Source organism: Vibrio sp. OPT46 (assembly GCF_015163535.1).
Taxonomy (GTDB): domain Bacteria; phylum Pseudomonadota; class Gammaproteobacteria; order Enterobacterales; family Vibrionaceae; genus Vibrio; species Vibrio alginolyticus.
In genome coordinates this window covers 1-251 of record NZ_JADDYG010000498.1, presented here as the reverse complement: position 1 = coordinate 251, position 251 = coordinate 1, and the positions used below count along the sequence as shown (strand labels likewise).

The window sequence follows — 251 nt, the reverse complement described above, 5'->3', positions numbered from 1 at the left end:
TTGTAAGTAATTTAAGGTGATATCGCTCGCTTTTAATCTCTCAAGGTCTTTTAAATGTTCGATATATAATGGTAACTCCTCTTTCTTGTGCCAGTCTGCCAACAATAATAAACGCTCTTCCACTAGGACTTTTTGTTCCCCTTGCAACGAGACATAGTCCTCTAAGTAATCGAGCACGAACCAATCGATATTGCTGTATAAAAACTTTTTCGCACAACCGGCAAGCAGAAATACGAAACAAAATAGAAGGC

At 38.2% G+C, this 251-nt stretch carries 1 pseudogene; it reads right to left on the bottom strand.

Annotated features, from left to right (window positions below):
• Positions 1-251, bottom strand: a pseudogene (locus IQR33_RS20900) (hypothetical protein); the annotation flags it as partial.